27 protein-coding genes are annotated in these 26,893 nt (G+C 63.1%); 18 read left to right on the forward strand and 9 right to left on the reverse strand.

Annotation, left to right across the window (positions count from 1 at the left end):
• Positions 1 to 1,698, forward strand: a complete 1,698-nt coding sequence (gene yidC / locus FHR95_RS10520; protein WP_183314340.1) for a membrane protein insertase YidC — start codon at positions 1 to 3, stop codon at positions 1,696 to 1,698.
• Between the two features lie 101 nt (positions 1,699 to 1,799).
• Positions 1,800 to 3,170 (forward strand): tRNA uridine-5-carboxymethylaminomethyl(34) synthesis GTPase MnmE, encoded by a 1,371-nt coding sequence (gene mnmE / locus FHR95_RS10525; protein ID WP_183314341.1) that lies wholly within the window; start codon positions 1,800 to 1,802, stop codon positions 3,168 to 3,170.
• A 6-nt stretch (positions 3,171 to 3,176) separates the two neighbouring features.
• Here the strand turns inward: mnmE and FHR95_RS10530 are convergent, their stop codons facing one another.
• From FHR95_RS10530 to rdgB, 4 genes are all read right to left on the reverse strand, one after another.
• Positions 3,177 to 4,025: a 23S rRNA (adenine(2030)-N(6))-methyltransferase RlmJ gene (locus tag FHR95_RS10530; protein WP_183314342.1), complete on the reverse strand. Its 849-nt coding sequence runs from the start codon at positions 4,023 to 4,025 to the stop codon at positions 3,177 to 3,179.
• 86 nt (positions 4,026 to 4,111) lie between these two features.
• On the reverse strand, positions 4,112 to 4,795 hold the full coding sequence (locus FHR95_RS10535) for a YiaD family glycine zipper/OmpA-like lipoprotein (RefSeq protein ID WP_183314343.1): 684 nt from the start codon (positions 4,793 to 4,795) through the stop codon (positions 4,112 to 4,114).
• Between the two features lie 30 nt (positions 4,796 to 4,825).
• Positions 4,826 to 6,028: a radical SAM family heme chaperone HemW gene (gene hemW / locus FHR95_RS10540; protein WP_183314344.1), complete on the reverse strand. Its 1,203-nt coding sequence runs from the start codon at positions 6,026 to 6,028 to the stop codon at positions 4,826 to 4,828.
• On the reverse strand, positions 6,025 to 6,636 hold the full coding sequence (gene rdgB, locus FHR95_RS10545; RefSeq protein ID WP_183314345.1) for an RdgB/HAM1 family non-canonical purine NTP pyrophosphatase: 612 nt from the start codon (positions 6,634 to 6,636) through the stop codon (positions 6,025 to 6,027). Before rdgB ends, hemW begins: the two co-directional genes overlap by 4 nt.
• 399 nt (positions 6,637 to 7,035) lie before the next feature.
• On the opposite strand from rdgB, the gene FHR95_RS10550 reads away from it, so the two are divergent.
• A complete protein-coding gene (locus FHR95_RS10550; protein WP_183314389.1) occupies positions 7,036 to 7,737 on the forward strand; it encodes a LuxR C-terminal-related transcriptional regulator in 702 nt (233 codons plus the stop codon).
• Between the two features lie 7 nt (positions 7,738 to 7,744).
• Here FHR95_RS10550 and FHR95_RS10555 read toward each other — a convergent pair whose 3' ends face one another.
• From FHR95_RS10555 to FHR95_RS10575, 5 genes are all read right to left on the reverse strand, one after another.
• Entirely contained in the window at positions 7,745 to 8,992 is a 1,248-nt protein-coding gene (locus FHR95_RS10555; RefSeq protein WP_183314346.1) for a P-loop nucleotide/nucleoside kinase family protein, read from the reverse strand.
• A 33-nt stretch (positions 8,993 to 9,025) separates the two neighbouring features.
• Positions 9,026 to 10,315, reverse strand: coding sequence for a glutamate-1-semialdehyde 2,1-aminomutase (hemL, locus tag FHR95_RS10560; protein WP_183314347.1), 1,290 nt, complete (start codon positions 10,313 to 10,315; stop codon positions 9,026 to 9,028).
• Between the two features lie 173 nt (positions 10,316 to 10,488).
• On the reverse strand, positions 10,489 to 11,349 hold the full coding sequence (thiD, locus tag FHR95_RS10565; RefSeq protein ID WP_183314348.1) for a bifunctional hydroxymethylpyrimidine kinase/phosphomethylpyrimidine kinase: 861 nt from the start codon (positions 11,347 to 11,349) through the stop codon (positions 10,489 to 10,491).
• Positions 11,349 to 11,780, reverse strand: coding sequence for a protoporphyrinogen oxidase HemJ (gene hemJ / locus FHR95_RS10570; protein WP_040183611.1), 432 nt, complete (start codon positions 11,778 to 11,780; stop codon positions 11,349 to 11,351). The genes thiD and hemJ overlap by 1 nt, the downstream gene beginning before the upstream one ends.
• Before the next feature lie 9 nt (positions 11,781 to 11,789).
• Positions 11,790 to 13,562, reverse strand: coding sequence for a chloride channel protein (locus tag FHR95_RS10575; RefSeq protein ID WP_183314349.1), 1,773 nt, complete (start codon positions 13,560 to 13,562; stop codon positions 11,790 to 11,792).
• Positions 13,563 to 13,689: 127 nt separating this feature from the next.
• On the opposite strand from FHR95_RS10575, the gene argC reads away from it, so the two are divergent.
• From argC to atpA, 15 genes are all read left to right on the forward strand, one after another.
• On the forward strand, positions 13,690 to 14,724 hold the full coding sequence (argC, locus tag FHR95_RS10580) for an N-acetyl-gamma-glutamyl-phosphate reductase (RefSeq protein ID WP_183314350.1): 1,035 nt from the start codon (positions 13,690 to 13,692) through the stop codon (positions 14,722 to 14,724).
• 129 nt (positions 14,725 to 14,853) lie between these two features.
• Positions 14,854 to 15,207 (forward strand): iron-sulfur cluster insertion protein ErpA, encoded by a 354-nt coding sequence (gene erpA / locus FHR95_RS10585; protein ID WP_040183608.1) that lies wholly within the window; start codon positions 14,854 to 14,856, stop codon positions 15,205 to 15,207.
• Between the two features lie 114 nt (positions 15,208 to 15,321).
• Positions 15,322 to 16,089, forward strand: a complete 768-nt coding sequence (locus FHR95_RS10590; RefSeq protein ID WP_040183607.1) for a transporter substrate-binding domain-containing protein — start codon at positions 15,322 to 15,324, stop codon at positions 16,087 to 16,089.
• 111 nt (positions 16,090 to 16,200) lie between these two features.
• Positions 16,201 to 16,872 carry an ABC transporter permease subunit gene (locus FHR95_RS10595; protein ID WP_040183606.1) on the forward strand — a complete coding sequence of 224 codons (672 nt, stop codon included), beginning with the start codon at positions 16,201 to 16,203 and terminating at the stop codon, positions 16,870 to 16,872.
• A gap of 12 nt (positions 16,873 to 16,884) precedes the next feature.
• On the forward strand, positions 16,885 to 17,658 hold the full coding sequence (locus FHR95_RS10600; RefSeq protein WP_040183605.1) for an amino acid ABC transporter ATP-binding protein: 774 nt from the start codon (positions 16,885 to 16,887) through the stop codon (positions 17,656 to 17,658).
• A gap of 535 nt (positions 17,659 to 18,193) precedes the next feature.
• Positions 18,194 to 20,098, forward strand: a complete 1,905-nt coding sequence (gene mnmG, locus FHR95_RS10605; RefSeq protein ID WP_183314351.1) for a tRNA uridine-5-carboxymethylaminomethyl(34) synthesis enzyme MnmG — start codon at positions 18,194 to 18,196, stop codon at positions 20,096 to 20,098.
• Complete coding sequence (gene rsmG / locus FHR95_RS10610) at positions 20,095 to 20,751, forward strand: 16S rRNA (guanine(527)-N(7))-methyltransferase RsmG (protein WP_183314352.1); 657 nt, start codon at positions 20,095 to 20,097, stop codon at positions 20,749 to 20,751. The genes mnmG and rsmG overlap by 4 nt, the downstream gene beginning before the upstream one ends.
• A gap of 37 nt (positions 20,752 to 20,788) precedes the next feature.
• Positions 20,789 to 21,559: an AAA family ATPase gene (locus tag FHR95_RS10615; protein WP_040183602.1), complete on the forward strand. Its 771-nt coding sequence runs from the start codon at positions 20,789 to 20,791 to the stop codon at positions 21,557 to 21,559.
• A 41-nt stretch (positions 21,560 to 21,600) separates the two neighbouring features.
• On the forward strand, positions 21,601 to 22,515 hold the full coding sequence (locus FHR95_RS10620) for a ParB/RepB/Spo0J family partition protein (RefSeq protein ID WP_040183601.1): 915 nt from the start codon (positions 21,601 to 21,603) through the stop codon (positions 22,513 to 22,515).
• A gap of 169 nt (positions 22,516 to 22,684) precedes the next feature.
• The gene (locus FHR95_RS10625) at positions 22,685 to 23,065 is read left to right on the forward strand and encodes an ATP synthase subunit I (RefSeq protein WP_082042492.1); all 381 of its coding nucleotides are present in this window, start codon (positions 22,685 to 22,687) and stop codon (positions 23,063 to 23,065) included.
• Positions 23,066 to 23,089: 24 nt separating this feature from the next.
• Positions 23,090 to 23,914, forward strand: coding sequence for a F0F1 ATP synthase subunit A (gene atpB / locus FHR95_RS10630; protein WP_040183600.1), 825 nt, complete (start codon positions 23,090 to 23,092; stop codon positions 23,912 to 23,914).
• Positions 23,915 to 23,977: 63 nt separating this feature from the next.
• Positions 23,978 to 24,205, forward strand: a complete 228-nt coding sequence (gene atpE / locus FHR95_RS10635; RefSeq protein WP_023006402.1) for a F0F1 ATP synthase subunit C — start codon at positions 23,978 to 23,980, stop codon at positions 24,203 to 24,205.
• A gap of 75 nt (positions 24,206 to 24,280) precedes the next feature.
• On the forward strand, positions 24,281 to 24,751 hold the full coding sequence (locus tag FHR95_RS10640; protein ID WP_040183599.1) for a F0F1 ATP synthase subunit B: 471 nt from the start codon (positions 24,281 to 24,283) through the stop codon (positions 24,749 to 24,751).
• A gap of 11 nt (positions 24,752 to 24,762) precedes the next feature.
• Positions 24,763 to 25,299, forward strand: a complete 537-nt coding sequence (locus FHR95_RS10645) for a F0F1 ATP synthase subunit delta (protein ID WP_183314353.1) — start codon at positions 24,763 to 24,765, stop codon at positions 25,297 to 25,299.
• Positions 25,300 to 25,315: 16 nt separating this feature from the next.
• Positions 25,316 to 26,860, forward strand: coding sequence for a F0F1 ATP synthase subunit alpha (gene atpA, locus FHR95_RS10650; RefSeq protein WP_040183596.1), 1,545 nt, complete (start codon positions 25,316 to 25,318; stop codon positions 26,858 to 26,860).
• Positions 26,861 to 26,893: the final 33 nt, after the last annotated feature.

The raw sequence follows: 26,893 nt of genomic DNA on the forward strand, positions 1-26,893 counted from the left end.
ATGGACGTAAAACGACTTCTCCTCGTGATTCCTCTGGCGGTTCTCGCCTATCTGCTGATCGTCCAGTGGAATCAGGACTACGGGCAGGTAACCCCTGAGCCGCAAGCTCCCGGCATCACCAGCAATGCCCCGGAAGGAGCTCGACAGGACCCGGCATCCTCGGGTAGCGATGACCTCTCGGTCCCCGCAAGCGCCGGTGCACCAGACGACATCACCGGGGAGATTCCCGGCGAAGCCGCTTCCATGTCGGGAAGTCGCGACCTGGTGGCCGTGGTCACCGACGTGCTCGATGTCCGCATCGACCCTCAAGGGGGGGATATCGTCTACGCGGCGCTGCCCCAGCATCGCTTCAGCCTCGACTCCGAACGGCCCTACGTGCTGCTCTCCGACAGCGAAAGTCGCAGCTACGTGGCACGCTCCGGGCTACAGCTGGAGGGCCACGAGGGCCGCATCACCTTCTCTCCCGAGGCGACCGAATATCGTCTTGGCGAGAACGACGAGCGTCTCGAGGTCGATTTGACCGCCGAAGTGAACGGCGTGGAAGTGATCAAGCGCCTTACCTTCGAGCGTGACAGCTATGCGGTCGACGTGAACTACTTCCTCGCCAACAACACCGAGGAGCCGGTCACGGCTCGCTTCATCGGCCAGTTGGCTCGCGACAACAGCAGCGACCCCTCCAGCGGCCCGGCGCTGGGCATGCAGTCCTTCCTCGGTGCCGCCTATTCCACCCCGGAGGATCGCTACCTGAAGGTCGACTTCGAGGAAATCCAGGAAGGCAGTTTCAACAACCGCGACGTCGAGGGTGGCTGGGTTGCCATCATCCAGCACTACTTCACGTCGGCCTGGGTGCCACCGCAGAACCAGCAGAACCTGTTCTACGCCACCACCGATTCACGTAGCCGCAACGTCGCCGCCTTCGCCGGCCCTACCAGCAGCGTGGCAGCCAATGGTGAGACAACACTTGGCGCGACCCTCTACATGGGGCCCAAGGTACAGGAGCGCCTGGAAGCCGTGGCACCCAACCTGGAGCTGACGGTGGACTTCGGCTGGCTGTGGTTCATCGCCAACCCGCTGTTCTGGTTGCTGGACCATATTCACGACCTGATCGGCAACTGGGGCTGGTCCATCGTGCTGTTGACCTTGTTGGTAAAGCTGGCCCTTTGGCCACTCTCCGCCAAGGCCTACAAATCCATGGCCCGCATGCGCAAGCTGGGTCCCGAGATGCAGCGCCTGAAGGAGCAGTTCGGCGACGACCGCCAGAAGATGTCCCAGGAAATGATGAAGTTCTACCAGAAGGAGAAGATCAATCCTCTGGGTGGCTGTCTGCCGATCCTGGTACAGATGCCGGTGTTCATCGCCCTCTACTGGATGCTGCTGGAATCCGTGGAGTTGCGTCACGCGCCCTTCATTTTCTGGATCCAGGACCTGTCGGTGAAGGATCCGTACTTCATTCTGCCGCTTCTGATGGGTGGCTCGATGTTCGTCCAGCAGATGCTCAACCCGACGCCTCCGGATCCCATGCAGGCGAAGATCATGAAGATGCTGCCGATCGTCTTCACCTTCTTCTTCCTGTGGTTCCCGGCCGGCCTGGTCATCTACTGGGTGGTCAACAACTGTACGTCCATCGTTCAGCAGTACATGATCACCCGCAAGATCGAAGCTGATCCGAATATCGGCAAGGGTATGAAGACCAAGTAGCGCCACCCGTCTCATCCCTCTCTAGACCCCCGCCCCGGCGGGGGTCTAGCGTTTGCTGGGTCCGCCCCGGACAATACCCCCTTCCCGCATAGGAGCCGTCGATGACTGCCAGTCTCCATGATCAGGACACCATCGCCGCCCTGGCCACACCGCCGGGGCGTGGCGGAGTGAGCATCATCCGCCTCTCGGGACCCGGCTGCGCGACGATCGCCGAAACCGTAGTGGGCCACTGCCCTACCCCACGATACGCCCACTATGGCTCCTTCCGCGGGGAATCCACGGTGATCGATGAGGGCATCGCGCTGTTCTTCCCCGGCCCGCACTCCTTCACCGGCGAGGATGTCCTGGAACTTCAGGGTCACGGTGGCCCGGTGCTTATGGACCTGCTACTCGAGCGCTGCGTTCAGCTGGGGGCGCGACTTGCTCGTCCCGGTGAATTCTCGGAGCGCGCCTTCCTCAACGACAAGCTGGACCTGGCTCAGGCGGAAGCCATCGCCGACCTGATCGAAGCCAGTTCCCGAGGAGCCGCCGAGAACGCCCTGCGTTCACTTCAGGGTGAGTTCTCGCATCGCGTGGCGTCTCTGGTCCAGCGGTTGATCGAGCTGCGCATCTACGTCGAAGCGGCCATCGACTTCCCCGAGGAGGAGATCGACTTCCTGGCTGACGGGCATGTCGCCAGCCGGCTGGCCGCGATTCAGGCGGAACTTGCTGAGGTGCGTGCCTCGGCCGCTCAGGGCGCCCTGATGCGGGAGGGCATGAGCGTGGTGATCGCCGGTCGTCCCAATGCCGGCAAGTCGAGCCTGCTCAATGCCTTGACCATGCAGAACACCGCCATCGTCACCGACATCGAAGGCACCACCCGGGACGTGCTCAGGGAGCATATCCACCTGGATGGCATGCCCCTGCATGTCATCGATACGGCCGGTCTGCGCGACACGCCAGATGCGGTGGAGAAGATCGGGGTCGCCCGGGCCTGGGAAGAGATCGAGAAGGCCGATCGGGTGCTGCTGATGGTGGATGCCGCAACCACCGAGGCCATCGACCCCATGGCCATCTGGCCCGAGTTCGTGGCTCGCCTTCGTGATCCCTCGCGGCTGACGCTGGTCCGCAACAAGATCGATGCCAGTCACGAGGCCCCTGGCTTCGATGCCGATGCCACCACCCCGGTAATCCGGCTTTCAGCCACAAGCGGGGCGGGCGTGGATGATCTCAAGGAACATCTGAAGTCGGTTATGGGCTATGCCACTACCACCGAGGGACGTTTCTCGGCTCGCCGCCGTCACCTGGAGGCCCTGGACCGGGCCGGACGGGCACTTGCCAACGGAGAAGCACAGCTCGCAGGCTTCGGGGCCGGTGAGCTGCTTGCCGAGGACTTGCGTGACGCCCAGCAGGCGCTGGGCGAGATCACTGGGGAGTTCAGCGCAGACGATCTGCTGGGAGAGATCTTCGGCAGCTTCTGCATCGGCAAGTAACTCCGCCTATTCCCCGACCCACCAGTCACCACGGTGATGGCAGCTCGTGCCCAGTAGCGGCGTGACGTGCTGCATGGCGGCTTCCAGCCGGGAATCGAGCCCCCAGGGAGGATTGATTACGAGCATGCCGCTGCCGATCATGCCCCGCTCGGACTCCTGAGGTTCGCGTAGCCTCAGCTCACTACGCCAGATCTTGCGCAATCCCCCCTGGCGCAACCCCTCCAGTAGCTCACTGTGGCGGCCCGTGGGCAGCAGGGGATACCACACCAGCACCACCGCATGGCGCGCCTTGCGCATGGCCTCGAGCAGTGTCTCGGCTACCTCGCCATACTCCGTCTTGCGCTCGTAGCTGGGGTCAACCAGAACGCAAAGCCGAGGCGTCGACACCGGCAGTCGCTTCAACAGCCCCTGCAGGCCGTCACCGTAAATGCGCTGGGCATTGGCGGGCAGTGCCTGTTGGCTCAGGTGCCCATGCTCGCCAGGGTGCAATTCAAAGAGCGCCAGGCGATCCTCGGCACGTAATCGGTCCGACAACCACCAGGGCGAACCGGGGTAATGGTCGAGTCGATCTTCTCTCGCCTGGACACGTCCGACAGCAGCGAGCCAGTCGGCGAGGAGGGTATCGCTAACCAGGTGTTCACGTGCCTGCCATAGCCGGGCTATGCCCTCACGATACTCCCCGAGTCTCGCCGTCTCTTCGGCCGCCAGTGGGTAGAGGCCACGCCCGGCATGGGTATCTATGTACGTAACTGGCGATTCCTTACGTAAAAGATGGTCAATGACCGCAAAGAGCATTATGTGCTTGTGAACGTCGGCGAAATTGCCCGCGTGATAGGCATGCTGATAGGAAAGCATGAAAGAGTCCGTGAGACGTCAAGACGAAGAGACCCGCCACTGCAGGACAGTGACGGGTCAGAGTGGTACTGGACCAGAGTGCCGGCTTATTGCTGCTGGAAGCGGTCCTCGATGGGCGACAGGGTAATCTCTACCCGACGGTTCTGGGCTCGACCCTGCTCGGTGTTATTGCTGGCCACCGGCTGACTCTCGCCATAGCCGCGCATGTTCAAGCGATTGCGTGATACACCGGTCTGAGCCAAATAGTTACCCACCGATTGGGCACGACGCTCGGAAAGACGCTGATTGTAGCCGGCATCCCCCGTGCTATCGGTATGGCCGCCGATGTTGACCAGGGTGTCGGGGTACTGCTGGAGCACCGCTGCCACGTCGTTGAGGGCATTGCGCGCGTTCGGCGTCAGGTCGCTGGAATCGAAGCCGAAGGTCACCTCGCTCGGCATGTTGAGCACGATATCGTCACCGCGACGATCGACACCGATGCCGGTGCCCTGCGTGCTCTGACGCAGCTGCTCTTCCTGACGATCCATGTAGGCGCCGATGCCACCGCCGGCAGCGGCCCCGACAGCGGCGCCGATCAGGGCACGATCGCGGCGACTGGTGCTGCCGTCACCACTGAGGGCACCGGCCGCAGCACCGACGGCAGCGCCGATGGCCGCCCCCGTCCCGGTCTGGCTACGCTGAGTCTGTCCGGTGTAAGGATCGGTCGTGGTACAGCCCACCAGCAGCACGGCGGCCGCCAGCGGTGCAATCAGTCGGATGGGTCTGATCATGGTGTCCTCTTCTCCTTGGGTTGACGAGTGTCATCCTTCACTGGCTTGCTCATCATCGATCAGAGCCAGCACTTCGTTCAAGAATAGTAGACCCTGAGGCGATGCCCTAAGCCAGTTGGCATCTTCCACAAGAAGTCCTTTTTCACGGGCCTCAACCAGCCTTCCAAGCAACTGCTGTGGATCTCGGCCGGTATGCGCCTGCCAGGTCGACATCGGCACCCCACCGACCAGACGCAGAGCATTCATGGCGAATTCCAGCGGCAGTTCATGCTCATCGATAACGGCGCGACCGGCCACGAAGCCCCGTGGGTCGTTAAGCCGACGCAGGTAGTCCTCGGGCCGCCGCGACTTCCAGCGACGTTGGATCTCGAGCCCCTCAGGGCCCGCAACACTCAGCTTGCCATGGGCACCGGCGCCGATGCCCAGATAGTCACCGAAGCGCCAATAGTTGAAATTATGTCGCGAACCTCGCCCGGGTCGCGCATAGGCGGAAATCTCGTAACGCTCCAGGCCAGCGGCCTCCAGGCGCTGGTGCCCCAGGTCCTGAATGTCCCACAGTAGCTCCTCCGCGGGCAGGTCAGGCGGAAAACGGTGGAATTCGGTATTGGGTTCCAGCGTTAGCTGGTACCAGGAGAGATGCTCCGGGGAGAGCGACAGTGCCTGCTCGAGGTCGGCCAACGCCAAATCCGGCGTTTGTTGCGGCAGGCCGTGCATCAGATCGAGATTGAGGTTGTCGAAACCCGCCTGGCGCGCCTCTTCGACGGCCGCCACGGCATCATCACCGCCATGAATACGCCCCAGAGCGGACAACTGCGCATCCTGGAAGCTCTGCACGCCCAACGACAGGCGATTGATCCCCGCTGCCCGATAGCCGGCGAAGCGTCCTCGCTCGAGGGTTCCGGGGTTCGCTTCCAGGGTGATCTCGATGTCGGCTGCCAGCGGAAGCCGGCTCGCTATGGCCCGCAGAAGCCGCTCATAGAAGCTAGCGGACATCAGGCTCGGCGTCCCCCCCCCAATGAAGATGCTTGTGACCTCACGCTCAGCAGCAAACGACAGATCGACTTCAAGATCGGCGATCAGCGCCTCGAGGTAGCTTGCCTCAGGCAGCTCGGCGCTACGCCCCACACCATGAGAGTTGAAGTCACAGTAGGGACACTTGCGTACGCACCAGGGCACATGGACATAGAGCGAGAGCGGCGGCATGCAGGCCGAAACCGAAGACGTGATGCTCATCGCTGACCCCGGCCAATACCCATTTCCGCCACCAGCGCCTGCATGGCCCGCCCTCGATGACTGAGCCAATTCTTCTGTTCAGCACTGAGTTCAGCAGCACTCGCACCCTGATCAGCAAGCCAGAACAGCGGATCATAGCCGAACCCACCCTCACCGCGTGGAGACTGAAGGATCTCACCTTCCCAGCTGCGCTGGACGATAATGGGCACGGGGTCCTCGGCATGACGCAACAACACCAGAACACACCAGTAGCGTGCCTGACGATGACCCTGTGGCACCTCGGCCAGGGACGCCAGCAGCCGAGCATTGTTACGCGCATCGCTCTTCGGTTCCCCGGCGTAGCGTGCGGAGTAGATGCCGGGTGCCCCATGCAGAGCATCGACCTCCAGGCCGGAATCATCGGCCAGCGCAGGCAGCCCGCTGAGGCGACTCGCTTCGCGAGCCTTGAGCAGGGCGTTCTCGACGAAGGTCAGACCGGTCTCCTCGACGTCTGCCACGCCAAAATCGGCCTGGGGGCGCACGTCGAAGCCCAGCGGGGCGAGTAGCTGGTGGAACTCTCGCAGCTTCCCGGCATTGCCGCTGGCCAGAACCAGCTCGGCTGGCGTCATGGTCGTTTCTCCAGACGATCTTAAAGGACCCATTCTACGAGCCGTGACTAGCAGGGAAAACGGCCAGGCCGAAGAGATGCGGGACATTCCGTTCATAAGGATGAATTTTCTCATACATAATAGTGAGATCTCGAATCGAAAACCCGAGAGCATCAGGCTGAATTTCCTTGGTGGAGACTCTCAACAGGCGAAGCAGAAGCTCCATACATAGACGCCAAGTCCTTGATCATGTGGGACATAAGCCAGCTATAAAAAATTAAAATGAATATCGATATGACCATAAGTTAGTAACGGAAAGTTACATTCTGATCAAGACTAAGAACCAGTGTGTTACTTGTGCCGAAAATGCCTGATTACTTCATCATTAAAGTTAACCGCGGCTTGCGAAGGGGTCACACCATGGAACAGGGGAAGAGCCTGGTGTTGCTGGTTACCGCCAACAACCCTCAGTCACAACTCTTCATTAACTATCTCCACGAGCAGCTCGACTGCTCGGTCTCAGTGGTCTCACCGGGAACGGAGTGGAAGGACAAGCATGCTTCGCCGACCGTGGTGCTGCTCGATGCAGATCATATCGACGAAGCAACCATGCAGCAGTGGCATGTCAGGGCGGCCGAAGTCGATGACATGTCGCTTGCCGCTTTCAACCTGCGGGACGAGGAGCATGCCGTTGAGGTCCTCTCGGCAATGAACCTGCAGGGCGTCTTCTACCGCAGCGATTCGCTGGAGATGATCTGCAAGGGGCTCTCAATCCTGCTGGAAGGCAACCTGTGGATGTCACGCTCGTTGATGACGCGAATGATCCAGTTCTTTCGCCGCCAGCAGCTCAACTCCTACCGGCCGGTCTGCGGCTTGACCCACCGGGAGTTGGAGATCATTGCCATGCTGGGCACAGGGGCTTCGAACATCGAGATTGCCGACCAGTTGTTTGTCAGCGAGCACACCGTTAAATCCCACCTCTACAACATCTTTCGCAAGATCAAGGTGCACAATCGACTTCAGGCGGTGAACTGGGCCCGCCAGAACCTCGGCGCCCCGCCACCACTGGTAAAACGCCATCCACGCAATGCGCACTATCAGATCCCTGCTGCCCCCAACTGACCGAGTGTCACGTCAATTTCACGTGATGCTGAATCAAATCCGCCAGCGTCTCGGCGGCGTTGTCGGCCGTGGTATCGAGATGCAGCAGGTGCAGACGTTCCTCGTCACCGAAGGCCTCGATATCCGCTTGCTGACGAGCCAGGACGGCGAGGCTCTCCTCAACCGGAACACCCTGGCGCCGGGCGCGCTTGTCGATACGACGGCGCAGGGTAGCCTGGTCAGCCTCGAAGCTGACCAGCAGCACCGGCAGACCCCGAGCCTCGGCTTGATGGCGCAGGAGATCGCGCTGCTCCCGCTTTAGGAAGGTGCCATCGACGCAGGTGGGAAATCCTGCCTCCAGCAGCGTGCCGGCACACTCGGCAAGTCGACGATAGGTCTGCTCGGTAGCCTCTGGAGAGAACATATCCACAGGAGCGTCTATCGAGGTCGCCTGTGGATCGATAGCGAAAAGACGGTGGCGCTCTACATCCGAACAGAGACGCACGGCTCCCAGACGGCCGACCAGGGTGCGGGTGAAGCGACTCTTGCCACTGCCCGAGACACCGATGCCAATTAGCAAGGGGGGGAAGCGGAACTCGGCATGGGCCTCGGCCAGATCCAGGTAACCCCGACACTCGCGCATGGTCTCGGCCAGCAGAGCAGGTCGTTCGCCGTCCTCACCGGCCGACTGATGGCGCTGCAGGGCGCGGCGCGCGCCGGCAAGGGCCTGGACGAAAGCGAAGACCGACAGCAGGCGGGCCACCTCGTAGTCTCCAGACTGGCGCAGGTAGCCATCGAGGGCCTGGCGAGCCAACACTGTCTCACCGCGGGCCTCGAGCCCCACGAGCAGCGACGCCAGGTCGCTGCCTGGATCGGCAATGCCATCACCGCTGGCGCTCTGGAGATCCCGGCCGATGGCATTGGCCAACAGCACTCGGCCCTTGTCACAGAGACGACTGTGCGGATGCACGACGGCCCAGCTGGTTTCAAGAAGACGCTCACGTCGGGCCAGGAAGACTGCTGCTAACCGCTCGAGATCCTCCTCGAGCCACTGGCGGAGACAGGCCAGACGATGGCGGTCCTCTTCCCCGACAAGCAGCGGCTCGATGTCCGCTACTTCCCCTTCAAGCTGTGCCCGAATGGCAACCAGCCCGGCATCTTCGGGGGCGGCCGCTACGGCAGAGCACTGATGAAAGGCCACCAGGCGGTCGACCAGCTCATCAAGCTGCAGCGCCTCCTCGCAGGAAGCCGCGTATTCGGCATGTGTGGGGCTCATCTGGGGGGTCTCTCGCTATGGCGTGATGGAGTCTCAGCTATGCTGCATCGCCGCGAATGCCTTTTCGGCACCGTCGAGGGTCAGCTGGATGTCTTCAGGGGCGTGGGCACTGGACATGAAACCCGCCTCGAAGGCCGATGGTGCCAGATAGACGCCCTGATCGAGCATCAGTGAAAAGAAGCGACGAAAGGCATCGGCGTCGCAGGCAGTGGCCTGGGCGAAGTTGTCGACACGGCTCTGGCCGGTGAAGAAGACACCGAACATGCCCCCGGCACGCTGGGTGATCATGTCGACACCCGCGGCGTCGGCCCGCTCCTGTAGACCATGGCAGAGGGTTTCGACCCGCTGTGCCAGGGCATCATGAAAGCCCGGCTGGCGAAGCTTCCCGAGCAGCGCGGTGCCGGCAGCCATGGCCAGCGGATTACCCGAGAGGGTGCCAGCATGATAGACAGGACCGAGCGGCGAGATCACCTCCATGATCTCTCGTCGACCGCCGAAGGCGCCTACCGGCATGCCGCCACCAACGATCTTGCCCAGACAGGTGAGGTCCGGCTCGACGCCGAAGTGCGCCTGGGCGCCCCCCATCGCCACGCGGAAACCGGTCATTACCTCGTCGAAGATCAGCACGCTGCCATGCTGGTCGCAGACGCGGCGCAAGGTCTCCAGAAAGCCCGGCTGCGGCGGGATACAGTTCATGTTGCCGGCCACCGGCTCGACAATGATGCAGGCCACGTCGCTGCCAATCTCTTCGAAGCACTGTTCGACGGCATCGGGATCATTGAAGGAGAGGGTCACGGTATGCTCGGCCAGCGAGGCCGGCACCCCGGGTGAGCTCGGCTCGCCATGGGTGAGGGCACCCGAGCCGGCCTTGACCAGCAGCGAGTCGGAGTGGCCGTGGTAGTTGCCCTCGAACTTGACGATCTTGTCACGGCCGGTGAAGCCCCGTGCCAGACGGATCGCCGACATGGTGGCCTCGGTCCCCGAACTGGTCATGCGCACCATCTCGATGCTGGGAATCATGTCGCAGATCAGGTCGGCCATGGTGGTCTCGATCGCCGTGGGCGTGCCGAAGGAGAGACCGTTGTCGAGCCGTTCGCGAACCGCACCGAGCACGTCGGGGTCGGCATGGCCGGTGATCATGGGGCCCCAGGAGCCGACGTAGTCGACATAACACTTGCCTTCCACATCGAACAGATAGGCGCCGCGGGCACGCTCCATGAACACCGGGGGGCGGTCCATCCCCTTGAAGGCGCGAACCGGCGAGTTGACCCCGCCAGGAATGTGGCGGCAGGCCTGCTCGAAGAGCTGTGCGGATGTGGTCATGTCAACCTCTTGCCCTGTTAATGCATGCCCGAAAGCGGGCTGTGGATAATTCTCTTGACAACCTTGTGACAGGCAGTGAAGCGACAGTGAACATCGTCGAACAACGCTCGCCTGCGCTCTGCCGACTTCGCCCCATTCTCGTCTCCCGGAAGCGCGATGGCCAGCCCATTGCCTCATCGCCGCGGCATCTCGGCACTAGCAGGGAGACAAGACGGCATCATCGGCAGCTGCCAGAGACGCCGTGGCAGCTGCTGATCCTGTCCCGGCTGCCAGCCATGCGCCAGCGCCTGCCAGGTGAAGGCCTGCGCCTGCTCACAGGCCTGTATCAGTGACTCGCCCACCGCCAGACGGGCCGCCAGGGCGCTGGCCAGGGTACAGCCGGAGCCGTGGAAGCTGCCCTCCAGTCGCGGCCAGGTCCACTGGCGACTCGTCTCTGGCGCATGCAAGGTATGCTCGACCCGATCGGCAGGAACCCGGGCTTCAGGGTGATCGGTACCGGTGACCAGCAGTGCCTGGCAGCCTAGAGACATCAGCCTCACGGCTCGTTGGGTATCGTCGTCAAGGTCGGCGCCGGCCAGCCGGGCCAACTCCTGCCGGTTGGGGGTCAGGATATCCACAAGCGGCAGCAGCTGACGACGCATGGCATCGCCGAGTTCGGCTGTGGACAAGTCGCTTCCTCCGCCGGCCCTGAGCACCGGATCCACCACCACCGGCACGCCCGGTCGACGACGCAGGATATCCACGACCACATCCAGAACGGCAACATCCGGCACCAGACCGATCTTGATTGCCGCCACCTCGAAGTCATCCAAGGCTGCCGACATGGCATAGAGGTCATCGGCGGAAACGGGCCTGATCGCGCTCACGTCGCGGCAATTCTGCACCGTCAGGGCCGTGGGCAGGGTCAGCGCCCAGCCACCGCAGGCCGCTACTGACTCGCTGTCGGCCACAAGACCTGCACCACCGGTGGGATCATGGCCCGCCAGCACCAGCACGGTCGGCAGGTGAGGCTTCAATTCAGGGAAACCGGCCATCAGAACGGCTTCAACACGGCCAGGAAGATGATCAGCAGCAGTGCGATCACCGGTAACTCGTTGAACCACCGAAAGAACACATGGCCGCGTCGACAGCGCGCGTCAGCAAACTGCTTCAGGTAGATCAAACAGACATGGTGGTAACCCACCAGCAGCACCACCAGCAATAACTTGGCATGGATCCAGCCCTGAGTGAGCCAGGCGGGGTTGAGCACCAGCAGCGCACCCCCGAAAAGCAGCACGGCGATCATCGACGGGGTCATGATCCCCCGGTAGAGCTTGCGTTCCATCACCAGGAAGTGGTCGATAGCCTGCTGCTCGCCCTTGTCCCGGGCCATGGCGTGGTAAACGTAGAGACGCGGCAGATAGAACAGGGCGGCGAACCAGGTCACCATGGCCACCAGGTGCAGGGCCTTCATCCACAGATACATGACGACTCCTCAGCCGTAGGTCGAATCGGAAAAGCGGTAATAGCGCTCGATGGCATCCCGGGTGATGATACCGGAAATCCGCTTCTGCTTCGGCCGGTTACCGTGCTCCACGTAGAGGGCATCCAGCGCCTTGTCATTGAGCCGCATGAACGCCTCGGAAAGCGTCGCCTGCAGGTGGATCGGCGCCATGTCGAGGCGCTGACCGGGTATCTCAAGGAGGTCGAGCAGGGCGCCATCGTCTTCCGAATCGGGCTTGTCGTGCTCCAGCAGCCAGCGGGCGAGGTCAGCTGCCTTGAGCGCCAGGGTCGGCTTGTCGTCCGTGGAACGTTCGATAAGCACCCAGACAGGATTGGACTCGAGCAGAACGCTGGCCTGGTGACGGGTTACCATGCGCGACGTGCGCACCAGGCTGCGTTCCATCACTGCCGGCACCGAGACCCGAGACAGCGCCTGCATCAGCGGCTGCTGAAGGGGGTGCTGGCCCTGACGGGTCTGGGTAAGGAAGAACCCCTGGCTGCGGCTCAACTGTCGCGCCGTGAGGCCAGCCACCACCACTGCCAGCATGCCCGGCATGATGATGGCGGGATTGTGAGTCAGCTCGAGCAGAGCCATCAGGGCTGCCAGGGGCGCCTGAAGCACCGCCCCCATCATGGCGGCCATGCCCAGCAAGGCATAGACCTCGGGCGCCGAGGCCCCCACCGGCAACAGTGCCTGGCCCGCCAGACCGCACAGGGCGCCGGCCGCACCACCGACCACCAGGACAGGACCGATGATGCTGACCGGAATGCCACAGGCCACCGTGAAGGCCGTGAGCAGCAGCTTGCCGATCGCCACCGCCAGCAACACGTCAACCGCGGCACTCCCTCCCAGCGCCCGTTGCAGCGTGTCGTAGCCCATCCCCTGCACCTCGGGGTACCACCACGCCACGCCGGCCACCGCCAACGCCGCCATGGCGAAGCGTAACGTCATGGGCATTGCCTTGAGCCGCGCATGTCCACGGGCCACACGCACGAAGAGTGCCGCCAGCAGCCCGATCAGCAGGGCACTGGCCAGGATCCAGGGAATATCCAGCAAGGACCTCAGGTGCAAGTCAGGAATACCGATGGCAGGTTCAGGCCCATAGACCAGTTGAGCCACCACGGCGCCCATGGAAGAGGCCAGGATCACCGGCATGAAGCCGATGATGGTGTACTCCATCATCACCACTTCCATGGCAAAGATGACCCCGGCAATGGGCGTATTGAACGAAGCCGAAATACCCGCCGCCGTTCCGCAGGCCACCAGCACCCTGAGGCTGTTATGCGGTAGCCGCAGATACTGACCGAGGCCGGTGGACGCCGCTGCCCCCAGATGGATCGCCGCTCCCTCGCGACCGGCGGAGAGACCCCCGATCACCGAGACCACCCCCACCCACCACTGAGTCAGCCAATTGCGAAGGGGAAAGCGGCCCTGATGATACGTCAGCCGGTCGATGACATGGACCACGCCGATCCGCCGTCCCTCGGGCGGCAGGCGATAGAGCCACAGGCCGATCAGCGCCGCCGCGGCGAGCGGCATCAGCACTCGCAGGGCCGGCGGCAGGGCCTCGAAGGCCTCGGGATCCCCGTCAGGAAAAAGCAGCAGACCGCCCAGCGACAGCAGCAGGCGGAACAGCACCATCAGTCCGCCCGTCACCAGACCCGACACCACCCCCAACACGCAAAGCTGTGGCAAGGCATCGACATTGGCCAACTGGCGACGGAAGCCTTCCAGGCTGAAGTCGGGTAGCGAGAGACGCGGCACAGCGACGATCCTGTTCGGCCTTGCGGGAAAACCCACCCAGCCAGGCCTGGGTAGGTCATGTCTCTCTTGTGTATCATATCCGGGGACACAGGTCCCAGCATCACGTTACGAACCTCAGGAGGCCACCGTGATCAAGGTTGGAATCGTCGGCGGTACCGGTTACACCGGTGTCGAATTGCTCAGGCTGCTGGCCCGTCACCCAAACGTGGCGGTGGAGGCCATCACCTCACGCTCGGAGGCCGGCATGGCCGTTAGCGAGCTCTACCCCAACCTGCGCGGCCACTATGACGATCTGGCCTTCAGTGAGCCCGACGCCGACCGATTGGCCCGCTGCGATGCCGTCTTCTTCGCCACTCCCCACGGGGTAGCCCATGCCTTGGCCGGCGAATTACTCGACAAGGGCACGCGAGTTATCGACCTCTCGGCCGATTTCCGGCTACGCGACACCGAGGAGTGGGCCCATTGGTACGGCCAGCCCCACGGCGCCCCCCAGCTGCTCGACGATGCCATCTACGGGCTGCCCGAAGTCAACCGCGAACAGATCCGGCAAGCACGACTGATCGCTGTCCCTGGCTGCTATCCCACCGCCGTGCAGCTCGGCCTGCTGCCGTTGCTGGAAGCGGGCGTGATCGATGCCGACCGGATCATCGCCGACTGCAAGTCCGGCGTCACCGGTGCCGGCCGCGGCGCCAAGGTTCCCTCGCTACTGGCCGAAGCCAGCGAGTCCATGAAGGCTTACGGTGCCTCGGGCCATCGCCACCTGCCGGAGATCCGCCAGGGGCTGGCCGATGCGGCGAAAGGCCCGGTGGGCCTGACCTTCGTGCCCCATCTGACGCCGATGATCCGCGGTATCCATGCCACGCTTTACGGACGTCTGACCACAGACCCCGGCGACCTGCAGGCGCTCTTCGAGCGGCGCTTCGCCAGCGAGCCCTTCGTCGACGTGATGCCGGCCGGCAGTCATCCCGAGACACGCAGCGTGAAGGGCGCCAACCTCTGCCGTCTGGCAGTCCACCGGCCCGGCGACGGAGACACCGTGGTGGTGCTCTCGGTGATCGACAACCTGGTCAAGGGCGCATCGGGGCAGGCCGTGCACAACCTCAACCTGATGTTCGACCTCGATGAGCTGGCCGGCCTCGACGCCCCAGCGATCATGCCCTGATAGCGTCCGTCAGATCCAAGCATCAAAGGCGCCGGAGGGTTAGTCGCTCCCGACAAAGTTGACTGTTTTACTGGGGATTGTGGATAATCCCCCTCAGCGCAACATTCATCGATCCAGGGGAGGTCACCCATGAGCGGTGCCGAATCCTTCGCTCCTACCCCCTTGCTGCTCTCGCACGGGGCTCGCACGCGTCTGGCGACGCTTATCGAGGAACAGGACAACCCCCGGCTCAAGCTGCGGGTCTACGTCACCGGGGGTGGCTGCTCAGGCTTCCAGTACGGGTTCGACTTTGCCGAAGAGGTCGCTGATGACGATACCGTCATCGAGTTCGGCGACGTTTCCCTGGTGGTCGACCCGCTCTCCTACCAGTATCTGGTCGGCTCCACCGTCGACTACGAAGAGGGGCTTGCCGGCGCCCGTTTCCTGGTGCAGAACCCCAACGCCACCACCACCTGCGGCTGCGGTGCCTCCTTCATGGTCTGACCACAACCGTTGGTTCAGCGACGACGACCGCCTTTTTCCTTCACTTGACGCTTCCCCGGGAACTCGCCATGGTTTATGGCGTAATCCAGAATAAATTCTTCCATGGGGAATCGTATGAAACGTCAACTGAAGACCGCCTCCCTGGCCGCCAGCGTCGCTCTCGGGCTGGGGCTATCCAGTGTCGCCAGCGCCGACAACCACGTCCTGGAAGTCGTTACCGACCCGAGCTTCGTGCCCTTCGAGATGATGGACCAGGAGACCGGCGAGATGGTCGGCTTCGACATGGACATCATCAGTGAGCTGTCCGAGCGTGCCGGTTTCGAGTACAACCTGCGCACCATGGACTTTAACGGCATCATTCCTGCAGTGCAGACCGGTAACGTCGACATCGCCATCGCCGGCATCACGATTACCGAAGAGCGCGAAAAAGTCGTCGATTTCTCTGACCCCTACTACGACAGCGGCCTGCGGATTCTGGTCAGTGCCAACGACGACAGCGTCCAGGGGCTCGAGGACCTCAAGGGCAAGAAGATCGGCACCAAGGTTGGCTCCACCAGCTATGACTTCCTCGACGAGAACCTCGGCGACGAGGCCGACATCACCCCCTATCCGGGCAGCAGTGACATGTACATGGCCCTGCTCGGCGGCAGCGTCGATGCGGTCTTCTACGATGCCCCCAACGTCGGCTACTTTTCCCAGACCCGCGGCGAAGGCCGCGTCAAGGTCGTGGGGGACCTCTACGAAGGCCAGCAGTACGGCATCGCCTTCGCCGATGGCAGTGAGTGGGTCGAGCCGGTCAACGAGGCCTTGGCCGCAATGAAGGAAGACGGCACCTACGACGAGATCCACGCCAAGTGGTTCGGTAGCGCCAGCGGCGAGTAATGTCGCTCGCCTGTTGATCGCGGGGCCGGGTCAAAGCGCCCGGCCCCGTTGCGTTGCGAATCCGGTTCGTTCCCCCCTGTCGTCACCCCTGCGTCTTGACGGAGAAACCTTGTGGACGTCACCTTCCAATTCGACTGGCAGGCGGCCTTTGCCTCCATTCCCCACCTGCTGCCGGGGATCCCCTACACCCTGCTGATCTCCTTCGTGGGCCTGGCCATCGGCTTCATCATCGGCATCATCTTCGGCCTGCTGAGGATCAGTCCCGTCAGCTGGCTGCGGATTCCTGCGATCACCTATATCGAGATCTTCCGTGGCACCCCGGTACTCGTTCAGGTGCTGTTCATCTTCTACGGCCTGCCCCAGCTGCTGGGTGGCCCGATCAACGCCCTGGTGGCCGGCATCGCGGCTATCGCCGTCAACTCCGGCGCCTACATCTCCGAAATCGTCCGCGGCGGCGTGCAGTCCATCGACCGAGGCCAGAAGGAGGCCGGACTCTCGCTGGGTCTCTCGCGCCGCCAGACCTTCCGCTACATCATCTGGCCCCAGGCCTTCCGGCGCATGATCCCGGCACTCGGCAACCAGGGCATCATCAGCATCAAGGACACCTCGCTGTTCTCGGTAATCGGGGTCGGCGAGCTGGTCCGTCAGGGCCAGGTCTACATCGCCACCACCTTCACTGCCCTAGAGGTCTACCTGATGGTCGCCATGCTCTATCTGGCGATCACGCTCTCCCTGTCGTTGGTGCTACGCATCATCGAACGCAAGGGCCTGGCCGGACAATAAGGAAAGCGCGACATGAACCAAGAAAAGTCCTCTTCCAGCGCCAACCCCATCGTGCGCCTCGATAAGGTCAACAAGTTCTTTGGCGACCTGCACGTACTGAAGGACATCGACCTGGAGGTCTCGCCCGGGGAAGTGGTGGTGATCGTTGGTGCCAGCGGCTCGGGAAAGTCGACGCTGATCCGCTGCATCAATGGCCTCGAGGAGTTCCAGCAGGGGCATATCGAGGTCGATGGCAACGAGCTGCTGCCGCATGGCAAGGCCGCCCAGGCACTGCAGAAGATCCGTACCGAGGTCGGCATGGTCTTTCAGCAGTTTAACCTCTTCCCTCACCTGAGCGTGCTCGACAACGTGACGCTGGCGCCCATGAAGGTGCGTGGCTGGAGTCGTCTGGATGCCATGGAGACGGCCGAACGGCTGCTTGAGCGCGTGGGTATCAGCGACCAGGCGGCGAAGTATCCAGGGCAGCTCTCCGGCGGTCAGCAGCAGCGTGTCGCCTTGGCGCGAGCCCTGGCGATGGAGCCACGCCTCATGCTGTTCGATGAACCAACATCGGCACTCGACCCGGAAATGATCGGCGAAGTCCTCGACGCCATGCGCGAACTGGCGAAAGAGGGCATGACCATGATGATCGTGACGCACGAGATGGGTTTCGCCCGAGATGTCGCCGACCGGGTGATCTTCATTCATCAAGGGGAAATCGCCGAGCAGGGGCCACCCGAGGAGGTCCTGGATCATCCCCGCAACAAGCCGACCCAGCAGTTCCTGTCGAGGGTGCTCAAGCACTGATCCAGCCCCTACAGCACCGTCACGAAAAAGGCCCTGTCGTTATCGACAGGGCCTTTTTTTGCCTGTGGACAGAAAGTTCGTGGAGCTGCGCGAAATCCGCCTGCAAGCCCCGTCGTTGGCGGCGCGGAAGGATCTCTCGCGGGTTGTTCACAGCCACGGTGACAAGCCCGGTAGCTGACGGTGGACAAGACGTGTCCGAGTCACGCTGTGGACAAGACGCCTTTACATCCACAGCCTCCCAACACCTCATCCGCAGGTGGTCACTTGGCTTTCCCCCCAGGCGTCAACACTCTAAGTTGATGTAAAAAAGCACTTTTCCCTGGTTATCCACGAAAAATGTCCACACCAGTAGTAACTACCACAACAGAACTTCTCTTTATATTCTGTTTTATTGTTTAGGAGTAGCGAGCGCTGCAACAGGATGCGAAATCCATGTGTGGAAAACCCTGACGATTACCCACAGGAGGTTTATACTGCCCCGCTGATTTCTACTCTTGTGATTGCAACATCGGCGCCCTGCGCCAAGAGGTGACCCTTGGAGTATCCCGACCGCTTTGACGTCATCGTCATCGGCGGCGGCCATGCCGGAACCGAAGCTGCGCTGGCTTCGGCCCGCACGGGCTGCCGGACCTTGCTGCTGACCCACAACATCGAGACCCTTGGCCAGATGTCCTGCAATCCCGCCATCGGCGGGATCGGCAAAAGCCATCTGGTCAAGGAGATCGATGCTCTGGGCGGTGCCATGGGCCTGGCAACCGATATCGGCGGCATCCAGTTCCGTGTGCTCAATGCCCGCAAGGGCCCGGCGGTACGCGCTACCCGCGCCCAGGCCGACCGAGTCCGCTACAAGGCAGCGATTCGCCGCATGCTGGAGACCCAGGCCAACCTGACCCTCTTCCAGCAGGCGGCCGGTGATCTGATCGTCGAGGGCGATACCGTGCGCGGGGTGGTCACCGAGACCGGTATCCGCTTCAAGGCCGAGACCGTGGTGCTGTGCACCGGGACCTTCCTCGGCGGGGTGATCCATATCGGCCTCGACACCAGCCGCGGCGGCCGTGCCGGTGACCCGCCCTCCAACGCCCTGGCCGAACGGCTGCGGGCATTGCCGTTCAGGGTTGATCGCCTGAAAACGGGAACACCACCCCGGCTCGATGCCAAGAGCGTCGATTTCTCGCATCTCGAGGAGCAGCCCGGTGACAGCCCGACGCCGGTGATGTCCTACCTGGGTAATCGCGAGATGCACCCTCGTCAGGTGAGCTGCCATATCGCGCACACCAACGAGCGCACCCATGAGATCATCCTCGCCAACCTCGACCGTTCGCCGATGTACTCCGGGGTGATCGAAGGGGTCGGACCGCGCTACTGCCCCTCCATCGAGGACAAGGTGCATCGCTTTGCCGACAAGGCGAGCCACCAGGTGTTCATCGAACCGGAAGGCCTCGATACCCACGAGCTCTACCCTAACGGCATCTCCACCTCACTGCCCTTCGATGTGCAGCTGCAGGTGGTGCGCTCCATCACCGGGTTGGAGAACGCCCATATCACCCGGCCGGGCTATGCCATCGAATACGATTTCTTTGATCCGCGTGACCTCAAGCACTCGCTGGAAACAAAGTTTATCCACAACCTGTATTTCGCCGGTCAGATTAACGGCACCACCGGCTACGAGGAAGCGGGGGCCCAAGGACTGCTGGCCGGACTCAACGCGGCACGACGGGCCCTTGGGCAGGAGGCCTGGTTACCGCGTCGCGATGAAGCCTACCTTGGCGTGCTGGTCGATGACCTGATCACCATGGGCACCAAGGAGCCCTACCGCATGTTCACCTCGCGGGCCGAATACCGCCTGCTGCTGCGCGAGGATAATGCCGATATGCGACTCACCGAGTCCGGTCGCGAACTGGGTTTGGTCGATGAAGCCCGTTGGTCGGCCTTTGCGGCCAAGCGCGAGTCGGTGGAGCGCGAGAGTGCGAGGCTCAAGGCCAGCTGGGTGCAGCCGGGAACTGCCGCAGCCGCCAGGATCGAGGCCGTCACCGGGACGTCACTGTCTCGCGAATACAGCCTGATGGACCTGCTGAGACGCCCGGAAGTGGTCTATGGCGATCTTGCCGACCTGCCCGGTATCGAGGGAGAGGCGATCGAGGACGAGGCGGTGGCCGATCAGGTGCAGATCCAGGCCAAGTACCAGGGCTATATCGAGCGCCAACAGAACGAGATCGACAAGCTCAAGCGCCACGAGGCGACGCCGTTGCCCGAGGATATCGACTACCAGCGCGTCGAAGGGCTATCCAACGAGATCCGTCAGAAGCTCCAGGAGGCGCGCCCGGAGACCCTGGCCCAGGCAGGGCGCATCTCCGGGGTGACCCCGGCGGCAGTCTCGATCCTGTTGATCCATCTCAAGAAGCGGCGGCTGCTCGATGACAGCCGGGCGGCTAGCGCATGACCTCGAGCGAGCGGATCGTCGAGGCGCGCCTCGACGACGGACTGTCGGCGCTGGAGATTGCCGCGGATGGAGAGCAGCGTCGCCAGCTTCTGGCGCTGGTGGAACTGTTGCACAAGTGGAACCGCGCCTATAACCTCACCGCGGTACGTACGCCGGAGGAGATGGTGACTCGCCACCTCCTCGACAGTGCCGCGGTGCTGCCCTTCGTGCACGGGCCGGAGTTGCTCGACGTGGGCTCAGGACCGGGCCTGCCGGGTCTGGTGCTGGCGATCCTAGCACCGAATCTCTCGCTCACGCTGCTCGACAGCAACGGCAAGAAGGTGCGCTTCCAGCGCCAGGCCGTGATGGAACTGGGCCTTGGCAACGTCACGCCGATACAGGCCAGGGTCGAGGCCTTCGAGCCCGTCTCCGGAGGCTATGCCCAGGTGATCTCGCGGGCCTTCTCGAGCCTGGGCGACTTCATCGCGCTGACGACGAGGCTGGTGGCGACCGACGGAGAGTGGCTGGCCATGAAGGGGCCTGCCGTGGATGATGAGTTGGCCGGACTGCCCGAGGAAATCGTCGTGTCACAACGCCATATTCTCGCTGTGCCCTACCAGAACGGCAGCCGGCAGCTCGTGGTCCTTCAGCGCCGGGATGCGACCCAGGCATGACCCAGAGGCGTCTGTTTCCCCAGCAAGGGAGTTGCCCGTGACCCAGATCATAGCCTTGACCAACCAGAAGGGCGGTGTGGGCAAGACCACCACCGCCGTCAATCTTGCTGCCAGCCTGGCGGCCCTGGATCGCCGCGTGCTGCTGGTCGACCTGGATCCCCAGGGCCATGCCACTATGGGTAGCGGCGCCGACAAGCATGATCTTGAGGGCAGCGTGCTTGACGTGGTGTTGGGAGGCAAGCGCCCCACCGAGGTGATCCTCGACTGCCCGCAGGCGGGCTATGCCCTGCTGCCCGGCAATGGCGACCTGACCGCTGCCGAGGTGGAGCTGCTGGACGGCAATGAGGGGCGTGAACGCTGCCTGGTCAAGGCCCTGGAGGAGGTTGACGGCGAATACGACGTGGTGCTGATCGACTGTCCGCCGTCGCTGAACATGCTCACCGTCAATGCCCTTACCGCCGCCGATGGTGTGCTGATCCCGCTGCAGTGCGAGTTCTACGCCCTGGAAGGGCTGTCGGCGCTGCTCGATACCGTCGAGCAGATCAAGGACAGCGTGAACCCCCAGATCGAGATATATGGGATCCTGCGCACCATGTTCGATGCGCGCAACAGCCTCACCCGCGATGTCAGCAAGCAGCTGCGCGACTACTTCGGCGATGCGCTGCTCAAGACCACGATTCCGCGCAACGTGCGGGTGGCCGAGGCACCGAGCCACGGATTACCGGTCACCAAGTACGCCCGCTTTTCGCGTGGCAGCCAGGCCCATCGGGTGCTGGCCAAGGAACTGATCCGGCGCCTGTCGCTGTAGGCCGGCTGCCGAATACCGCTGGTAGTGATGAGGGAATGTCGATGACGCGTAAACGCGCCCTAGGACGCGGCCTGGATGCCCTGATCGGTGCCAATGCCCGCCGTCGTGAAAGCCTCGACCTGCCCGAGGTCGATACGAGCGAGGCCACGCCGGTCGTGGAAGCCCCGGAAAGCCCCGCTCAAGAGCGACTCGAGCGGCTGCCGCTGGGGCAGCTTTCGCGGGGCACCTATCAGCCGCGACGTGACATCCAGCCCGAGGCCCTCGAGGAACTGGCCGACTCGATTCGCGCTCAGGGCGTGATGCAGCCCATCGTGGTGCGTCCGGTCGGAGAGGCGCGCTACGAGATCATCGCCGGCGAACGGCGCTGGCGGGCCGCCCAGCTTGCCGAGCTTGACGTGATCCCCGCGGTGATTCGTGAGGTCAGCGACGAGGTGGCGCTGGCGCTGGCACTGATCGAAAACATTCAGCGCGAGGACCTCAACCCCGTCGAGGAAGCGATGGCGCTCAAGCGGCTGCTCGAGGAGTTCTCCTTGACCCAGCAGCAGGTGGCCGATGCCGTGGGCCGATCGCGTGCCCAGGTGGCCAACCTGCTGCGGCTGCTGACGCTGGACCCCGAGGTGCAGACCCTGCTCGAGCGCGGTGACCTCGACATGGGCCACGCCCGGGCCCTGTTGGCGCTGTCCGGCGCCAAGCAGCGCAAGGCCGCCCATGAGGTGGTCAACAAGGACCTGACAGTTCGTGACACCGAGGCGCTGGTCAAGCGCCTGACCAACGGGGAACCCGCCAGGCCTCGGCGCGAGGCGCCGTCCGCGGACGTGGCCGGGCTCGAGACGCGGCTCGCCGAGGTGCTCGGAGCTCCCGTCAAGATCCAGCACGGTCGCGGGGGCAAGGGGCGGGTCACGATTCGCTATGCCAGCCTCGACGAGCTGGACGGCATCCTGGAGCATATTCGGTGAGGCATCGTGCCGTGGGTCACCGACAGTCCTGTCGACAATCGGTCCCCCTTTGGTCGAAGACGCATCCTATAATCGCCGGAATCGCCGCCGCTCTGGTTGAAGGGGCGGGGGGGGTTCCCTATAATCCGCGGTTGTTTGCCTGTGGGTTGTCGCCTGATGCGAGGGGCACATGACCAGCTCCCCGGTGAGACGGCGGCCAAATTACCGCCGACTACTGCAGGCTCAGGCAGGATGTGTTGCTATCCTGGCGCTATTCGGCCTTGCAGCAGACGGGCAGAAGGCAGCCCTATCGGCACTAGCTGGCGGGCTTGTCTGTCTTCTACCCAACGTGTACTTCGTCTGGCGACTCGGTGTACTGGGAGGAGGTCGACAGGCGAGACGCTTCGTGTCCAGTTTCTATCGGGCCGAGGCAGGTAAGCTCGGTTTGACGGTGGCACTGTTTGCCCTGGTGTTCGCGACAGTACCCCCCTCAAACCTGGCTTTTTTCTTTGGCGCATACGTGGCGGTCCACTTCATGCACTGGCTGGCTCCCTGGCTATTGCGCGGATGACCGACCCCAACGAGAGGCAGATCCATGGCTGGCAACAACCCCTCGCCGACCGAGTATATTCAGCACCATCTGCAGAATCTGACCTTCGGCTATCACCCCGAGAATGGCTGGTCGATGGCGCACTCCGCCGCCGAGGCGCAGGAGATGGGTTTCTGGGCCCTGCACCTGGATACCATGGGCTGGTCGATTGCCATGGGCGTGTTGTTCATCTGGCTGTTCCGCAAGGCGGGCAAGGTGGCAACCACCGGGGTGCCGGGCACCCTGCAGAACGTCGTCGAGATGATCTTCGAGTTCGTCGAGAACACCGTTCACGGCGCCTTCCATGGCCGCAACCCGGTCATTGCGCCGCTGGCGCTGACGCTGTTCGTCTGGATCTTCCTGATGAACCTGCTCAAGCTGATCCCGGTGGACTATGTGCCCGAGATCTTCGTGCGCCTCGGCATCGACTACATGAAGATGGTGCCCACTACCGATCCCAATGCCACCCTGGGCATGGCAATCGGCGTCTTCCTGCTGATCATCTACTACAGCCTCAAGGTCAAGGGGGTGGGCGGCTTCGCCAAGGAGCTCTCCCTGACCCCGTTCAACCACTGGTCGCTGATCCCGTTCAACCTGATCATGGAGGTGATCGGCCTGCTGGTGAAGCCGCTCAGCCTCGGCCTGCGTCTCTTCGGCAACATGTTCGCCGGCGAGGTGATCTTCATCCTCATCGCCCTGCTGCCGTTCTGGGTCATGTGGACGCTGAACGTGCCCTGGGCGATCTTCCACATCCTGGTTATCACCCTCCAGGCCTTCATCTTCACCGTGCTGTCCGTCGTCTACCTGAGCCAGGCGCACGAACATCACTGAAACGCGCAACACTTGATCAACCCCCAACCTTGAACCTCAACTCGAGAAACTAGGAGCACCACCATGGAACTCGTCTACATTGCTGCCTCCCTCATGATCGGTCTGGGCGCCCTCGGCACCGGCATCGGCTTCGCCATCCTCGGTGGCAAGCTGCTGGAATCCACGGCGCGCCAGCCGGAGCTGGGCGACCAGCTGCAGACCAAGACCTTCCTCATGGCCGGCCTGCTGGACGCCGTGCCGATGATCGGTGTCGGTATCGCGATGTACCTGATCTTCGTCGTCGCCGGTTAACGTGCTGCATACCGGGCGCGCCGCGCTCGGTTTGCCTGTTTCCGGTCGCCACGAACCAGTCAGAGGTACATCCCTGTGAATATCAACATGACGCTAATCGGGCAGACGATCGCCTTCGCGATCTTTGTCTGGTTCTGCATAAAGTTTGTGTGGCCGCCGATCAGCAATGCGCTCCACGAGCGGCAGCGCAAGATCGCCGATGGCCTCGATGCGGCCAGCCGGGCTTCCCGCGACCTCGAGCTCGCTCAGGAGAAGGCGGACGCCACCCTGCGCGAGAGCAAGGAGCAGGCTTCCCAGATCCTCGAGCAGGCCAACAAGCGCTCCTCGCAGATGATCGAGGAGGCCCGCGAGCAGGCTCGCGCCGAAGGCGAACGCATCGTGGCATCCGCGCGAGCCGAGATCGACCAGGAAGTCCAGCGTGCCAAGGATGATCTGCGCGCTCAGGTATCACACCTGGCGGTCACCGGCGCCGAGCGGGTCCTTGAAGCCTCCGTTGACGAGAAGGCACATCGCAAGCTGCTCGACGAGCTTGCTGCCGAACTGTGAGGAGGTGACCCATGGCGGAACTGTCTACCGTCGCACGACCCTACGCCAAGGCAGCGTTTGACTACGCCCGTGATCAGCAGGCACTCGATGCCTGGTCTGACTGGCTGGTCTCGCTGGGTCGCGTCGTTGCCGTACGTGATGTCGAGAAGCTTCTGACCCATCCGGGCCTGGCCGCCGAGCGCAAGGTGGCCCTGCTGCTGGAGTTGGCGGAGATCGACATCGACGACGCGGCGCGGCGTTTCCTCGACACCCTGGGTGTTAAGGGCCGCCTGCCGGCCCTGACGGCCATCGCCGAACAGTTCGAGCGGCTGCGCGCCGAGCTCGAGCAACGCGTCGATGTCACCGTGGTTTCGGCCTACCCGCTCGACGACAAGCAGCAGAACAAGCTCGCCGGTGCGCTCAAGAAGCGCCTGAATCGCGAAATCTCCATTACCACTCAGGTGGACTCCGCGCTTCTTGGCGGCGTCATCCTGCGTGCCGGCGACACCGTCATTGACGGGTCGGTACGTGGTCGACTGACGCGCCTCTCCGAAGCCCTTACCGCCTGAGTCTGAGGGACATGGCATGCAGCAACTGAATCCTTCCGAGATCAGCGACATCATCAAGCAGCGTATCGAGAAGCTGGATGTCGCATCCGAAGCCCGTAATCAGGGCACCATCGTCAGCGTCTCCGACGGCATCGTGAAAGTGCACGGCCTCGAGGATGCGATGTTCGGTGAAATGATCGAGTTCCCCGGCAGCATCTTCGGCATGGTGCTCAACCTCGAGCGCGACTCCGTGGGCGCCGTGGTACTGGGCGACTACCTGCAGCTCGAAGAGGGCATGACCGCCCAGTGTACTGGCCGCATCCTCGAGGTCCCGGTGGGCCCCGAGCTGATCGGCCGGGTGGTCGATGCGCTGGGTAACCCCATCGATGGCAAGGGCGACATCAACGCCAAGATGACCGATGCGGTGGAGAAGGTCGCCCCCGGCGTCATCACCCGCCAGTCGGTCGACCAGCCGGTGCAGACCGGTCTCAAGTCCATCGATGCCATGGTGCCAATCGGCCGCGGCCAGCGTGAGCTGATCATCGGTGACCGCCAGATCGGTAAGTCGGCCATCGCCATCGATGCCATCATCAACCAGAAAGGCAAGGGCATCACCTGCGTCTACGTGGCCATCGGCCAGAAGCAGTCGACCATTGCCAACGTGGTGCGCAAGCTCGAGGAGCATGGCGCGATGGAGCACACCATCGTGGTTGCGGCCGGCGCCGCCGACCCGGCCCCGATGCAGTTCCTCGCGGCCTATTCCGGGTGCACCATGGGCGAGTACTTCCGCGACCGCGGCGAAGATTCGCTGATCGTCTACGATGACCTCTCCAAGCAGGCCGTGGCCTATCGCCAGGTCTCCCTGCTGCTGCGCCGTCCGCCGGGCCGCGAGGCCTTCCCGGGTGACGTCTTCTACCTCCACTCCCGCCTGCTCGAGCGTGCCGCTCGCGTGAACGCCGACTACGTCGAGAAGTTCACCAACGGCGAGGTGACGGGCAAGACCGGCTCGCTGACGGCCCTGCCGATCATCGAGACCCAGGGTGGTGACGTCTCGGCCTTCGTGCCGACCAACGTGATCTCCATCACCGACGGTCAGATCTTCCTCGAGACCGACCTGTTCAACTCGGGCATCCGTCCGGCGATCAACGCCGGCCTCTCGGTCTCCCGCGTCGGTGGTTCGGCCCAGACCAAGATCATCAAGAAGCTCGGCGGCAGCGTGCGCCTGGCCCTGGCCCAGTACCGCGAGCTGGCGGCCTTCGCCCAGTTCGCCTCCGACCTGGACGAGGCCACCCGCAAGCAGCTGGAGCACGGTCAGCGCGTTACCGAGCTGATGAAGCAGAACCAGTACTCGCCGATGTCCGTGGCCGAGATGGCGCTCTCCCTGTATGCCGCCAACGAGGGCTACCTGGAAGAGGTCGAGGTCAACAAGGTGCTGGACTTCGAGCGTGCCCTGCGCGACTTCATGAAGGCCGAATACGCCGAGCTGCTCGATAAGATCAACCAGACCGGCGACTACAGCAGCGAGATCCAGGAAGGGCTGAAAGAGGGTCTCGACAAGTTCAAGGCCACTCAGAGCTGGTAATCCCGTTGGCCCGCCCCGTCAGCGGGGCGGGCC

The sequence above is a fragment of the Halomonas fontilapidosi genome (assembly GCF_014192285.1).
GTDB classification, from domain to species: domain Bacteria; phylum Pseudomonadota; class Gammaproteobacteria; order Pseudomonadales; family Halomonadaceae; genus Halomonas; species Halomonas fontilapidosi.